General features: G+C 37.9%; 5 protein-coding genes and 2 pseudogenes. 4 read left to right on the top strand and 3 right to left on the bottom strand.

Annotated elements, in window-relative coordinates:
* Positions 1–154: 154 nt before the first annotated feature.
* The gene (locus ACFIMC_RS05815; RefSeq protein ID WP_375621835.1) at positions 155–1,240 is read right to left on the bottom strand and encodes a hypothetical protein; all 1,086 of its coding nucleotides are present in this window, start codon (positions 1,238–1,240) and stop codon (positions 155–157) included.
* A 368-nt stretch (positions 1,241–1,608) separates the two neighbouring features.
* Between ACFIMC_RS05815 and ACFIMC_RS05810 the strand changes: the two are divergent.
* The 3 genes and pseudogenes from ACFIMC_RS05810 to ACFIMC_RS05800 all read left to right on the top strand — a co-directional run.
* Positions 1,609–2,136: pseudogene (locus tag ACFIMC_RS05810) on the top strand (Rha family transcriptional regulator); the annotation flags it as partial.
* Positions 2,137–2,426: 290 nt separating this feature from the next.
* A complete protein-coding gene (locus ACFIMC_RS05805) occupies positions 2,427–3,158 on the top strand; it encodes an antA/AntB antirepressor family protein (RefSeq protein ID WP_375680813.1) in 732 nt (243 codons plus the stop codon).
* Positions 3,155–3,433: a hypothetical protein gene (locus ACFIMC_RS05800; RefSeq protein ID WP_375672188.1), complete on the top strand. Its 279-nt coding sequence runs from the start codon at positions 3,155–3,157 to the stop codon at positions 3,431–3,433. Before ACFIMC_RS05805 ends, ACFIMC_RS05800 begins: the two co-directional genes overlap by 4 nt.
* A 45-nt stretch (positions 3,434–3,478) precedes the next feature.
* On the opposite strand, the gene ACFIMC_RS05795 is transcribed toward ACFIMC_RS05800, so the two are convergent.
* On the bottom strand, positions 3,479–3,775 hold the full coding sequence (locus ACFIMC_RS05795; RefSeq protein ID WP_004861504.1) for a HigA family addiction module antitoxin: 297 nt from the start codon (positions 3,773–3,775) through the stop codon (positions 3,479–3,481).
* 16 nt (positions 3,776–3,791) lie between these two features.
* Positions 3,792–4,106, bottom strand: a complete 315-nt coding sequence (locus ACFIMC_RS05790; protein WP_375672189.1) for a type II toxin-antitoxin system RelE/ParE family toxin — start codon at positions 4,104–4,106, stop codon at positions 3,792–3,794.
* A 52-nt stretch (positions 4,107–4,158) separates the two neighbouring features.
* Here ACFIMC_RS05790 and ACFIMC_RS05785 point away from each other — a divergent pair.
* Positions 4,159–4,435 (top strand): annotated as a pseudogene (locus ACFIMC_RS05785) (hypothetical protein); the annotation flags it as partial.

Genomic DNA, 4,435 nt, shown 5'->3' with positions numbered 1-4,435 from the left:
TAGTATTGTGGTCCTCTCTCCTGAAAACAACAAAGCCCCCTCTTCTCAAGAACACTTCACTGTCACAGATGTCCAAGCCTCTGAATCCGGTATGTATAAGCTTATCTTGCGAGAGATAAAACAATGAGGAACCTTTGTCTTGTGTGTTTCAAAATCAATAAGGCTGCCCAAGAACCCGGATTACTGCTGCAAACCTTGGATTTGGAATAGCACTAAATCGGTAATTCCATGGTGCGCCGGTACGGTGACTGATGTGACATCCTTGGTATGTTATAGTTACTGATGCAATTCTTGCCCAAGTAGTCCTTTCATTATCTTCAGGGCTTTCAAATACAATAGCTTGATTTGTTACTAAAAGACGTCCTAAAATTGGAGTATTTTCGCCAATATCAAAGGTAACGCGTTCTTGAACTCCCAACAGTTTTTCATTTTGTACTAAACGATAATCATATTCACTTGCGTCAAGTTCTTGAAACATTTCACATGCTTCCTCAAAATTAGAGGGAGGAATATCTGATTGCCACAGAGCAACTTCTTGCTCAAAGCTTTTTTCCTTTTTTGTCTCACGATAGGCAATAATAACAAAAATTAAAACAATAAAAATGGGTACTAATAACCATGGCGTAATAGTTACTGTTACCACAATGCCTCCAATCAGTAGAGCACAAAGAAGAACGATCTGTACCCTCTTTTCTAACCGTTTTTTTTCAAGTTCCGGCGACATTTTATTAACAACTGATAAATCAGAAGAAGGATGGATATGCGGGGGAGGCATTAAAACCTGCTCTGAAACTTTTTCTTTAAAACGTTTGTTGCGTTTATCTTGCCAATGAACAAAAATAGACAATGCAATAAATGCAAAGAAAATTAACCTGAACCATCCCCAAAAACCTAGACCATCATTTTCGTCTGACTTTTTATCTTGAACATGGATACTTTGCTTATCAGTATTCTCAGGTAGTGCCTTTGTCACGCTTTCATTTTGAGTAGCAACATCTATTAATAAAGTCGAGGAGGAGGAAAAAATTTCATTATTGTACGCAACTTGATCTGGTTTGATTTTGTGAAAAAAAAACGCACCTAATATTGCAGAGCCGAGAAATAATAAGACTCCAATGCCAAGGGTTTTCAATCCATTTTTGCACCATTTTTTTATACACACTAAAACAAGTCCGACAACCATCACCGGTAACGACAACAAACATACGATCATCGCAATTGTATCAAGTATGTCGAGCATTATTGTCCCCTCCACTATAAATAAAAAACTAAGCTGGAAAATCTAAAGTGAGTCGACAAATAAAGTAAATATGTGCTTATGATTTTTAGAAAAAAGTGATATTATTATAGGAGTATGAATAATCGAAACAGGAACCTAACGAACACCTTAAATACTAAGCAGATAAGCTACCGGGATAGTTTATTTTCGCACATTAAAGGCTTTGACTCATTGTATGTTACTCGCATATAGTGATTTTGTGGGGTGTGGTTATGCTATAACACACCTTCATAGGAAAGCATAACGACGGACTTACTACCGTGTTTTTCAGTGCTCGGCACTTTCTAATTAAAGAGTCAATGAAAAACATCTAACGATAAGGAGTTCTCATGAACACTCTTATAGAAATTAAAGGAAGTGCTACTAATGGTGCTACCACTCAGACTATGTCTAGCATTGAAATTGCGGGAGTATGTAGTAAGAAGCATAAAAATGTTATGCGAGACATTAAACAAATATTTAGCGAGCTCAAATTTGAGCCGGCTAAGTTTTTAAGCAGTTATATTGATGAACAAGGAAAAACACGCCCTTGTTATAATTTACCCAAGCGCGAATGTTTAATTCTCGTATCTGGTTACAGTACTGCCTTACGAGCTAAAATCATTGACCGTTGGCAAGAATTGGAAAAACAGGTAGCCACACCACAAGTTGACTACTCCAAACCGGAGGCATTACTTGGTGTTTTAAATCACCTACAAAGTCGAATTGAGCAAAAAGATCATGTTATTGCAGAATTAGCACCAAAAGCAGAAGCTTTGGAAGGTTTAAAGCGCTCTGATGGGTTGTTTGGTCTTATTGAAGCAGCGAAAATGCTTGAAGTACGACCAAAGGATTTAACTAATTACTTTTATAAAAACATTACATTGCCACTTGACATTGTGGCGACAATATGAATAATCGAATCAGGTGCCTAAGAAACACCTTAAAACAACAAGCGGATTGGTTGCCGAAATAATCAGTCTTCCGCACATTGTAAAGGCTTTGACTCATTATATGCGTATAGCGTATACTGGTCTTGTCGGGTGTGGTTATGCCATAAAATACCCTTTCGGGGGAAAGCATAACGACGGGCTTGTTGCCGTGTTTCTTAGCACCCGGCACTCTTTTAGAGTGTCATTAAGAAACATCTATCAACAAGGAATTCATTATGAATACTCTTATAGAAATTAGAGAACAGGTTATTGATCAGGAAACTGTTCAAACTGTTAACGCGCGTGATTTACATACGTTTTTAGAAATAAAAGCTCGCTTTAATGATTGGATTAAAAATCGCATTAAAGAATGTAAATTTCAGGAAAATATAAACTTTATAACGCTTACTAAAAATTTAGTAAGCGGTGGAAAGGTAAAAGAATATCACATTACGTTAGACGTGGCTAAACATCTTTCGATGATAGAGCGTAATGATAAAGGGCATGAAGCACGTCAATACTTTATCAAATGTGAACGGCTTTTGAAACAAGTAGCAACCCCACAAGTTGACTACTCCAAACCGGAGGCATTACTTGGTGTTTTAAATCACTTACAAAATCAAATAGAGCAGAAAGATCATGTTATTGCTGAATTAGCACCAAAAGCAAAAGCTTTGGATGGTTTAAAGCGTTCTGATGGTTTGTTCGGTCTTATCGAAGCAGCGAAAATGCTTGAAGTACGACCAAAGGACTTAACAGATTACTTGCGTAAAAATGATTGGGTCTATCGACGGGCTCCAGGGGCGCCTCTGTTACCTTATCAGGATAAAATCAAGAAAGGATTCATGGACTGCCCTGCTATCACCATTCAAAGACCGGATGGTACAGAAAAGGTGCTCCCTTCAACAAAAATTACATCCAGAGGATTGGCATGTTTGAGAGAGCAAATCTTTGGGGGTGTGCAATGAATAGCAGTGTAGACTTCTTATGCGATTTGTGGCTGTCGTTGTTTAAGCTTTCTAACCATCGAGGCATTGGAGATGAGGACTGCAATGCTATAGTTGAGGTTATGGAATCGGTCGTAGATGCTCTGGTTTTAAAGCTTCAAGATGACGTGCCCAATATTACAAAAATCTTGGCAATTTTGACAGATTTTGGAGCTTCAGAACTTCCACATAGCATGGATTCTTTGTTGCGAACTTACGAACCAGATTTAGACAACCCCATTAAAAAGGTTGCTTAACTTAAAAACACAACTCCCCTCCCCGTTCTCAAAATGGGGAGGTGGTTAAACCCTACATTCAAATTTATTGATTTTGGCAAATTCGTCTGCTTTTTCAGTTTGTAATATACTAACGTCATAAGCAGCTTGCATGTTAAGCCAAAATTCAGCAGTAGTATCAAAAAAATAGGCTAATCTTAGTGCTGTATCGGGAGTCACTGGACTATTTTCAGCAACAATACGTTCTATTCTCGTGCGTGGAACATTTAATGCTTTTGCAAGAGCATAAGCAGAGAGAGCATATTCTTTTAAATATTCCTCTCGTAAAATTTCTCCGGGATGAATCGCTATATAATTTTTCATCTCGACCTCCTACAGATCAATGATAATCTACGATTTCAACTTCATAGGCACCATTAGAGCGCCATTCAAAACAAATACGAAACTGGTCATTAATACGGATAGAATATTGACCTTTACGCTCTCCTTTCAACGCTTCTAGACGATTTCTCGGAGGACTGCGCAAATCTTTAAGATCAACTGCTTTATCGAGCATAAACAACTTTCTTTGGGCTATACGCACTAGAGTGGTGGGAAAGCCTCTGGGCAGATTGCCTTCTAAAAGATCTTTACACCGCTTATCAGCAAAAGATTCAATCACCAAATCACCTTTATTCGTTCTTTTACGTATCATAACACGATACCAATATAAAGAAAAGGATAAATGTTAAATAACAGGAGCCCCCATGCATCCGAGAGAGACGATAAGAGAAACATTTGTTGCGTTGATCAAAGCAGCAAAGACGGCAGCTGGTGACAATGTTTTCAATATGCGTGACTTCAATTTATTTATTGAAGCAATGCCAGCTATTAATATCTCAACACAAAGTGAAACAATTGAAGATGGACATGATTTTGGCTTAAGGCGGTGTGTTTTAACAGTAGATGTTGAATGTTATGCGACATGTGAAGATGGAGCACGTTTTGTTGACCAATTAGCATGGGAAGTTGAGGAGGTTTTCT

Source organism: Bartonella sp. AP21QHHD (assembly GCF_042196205.1).
Taxonomy (GTDB): domain Bacteria; phylum Pseudomonadota; class Alphaproteobacteria; order Rhizobiales; family Rhizobiaceae; genus Bartonella.
Note: the sequence above shows the minus strand (reverse complement) of the source record. Positions and strands in the feature narration are given on the sequence as shown.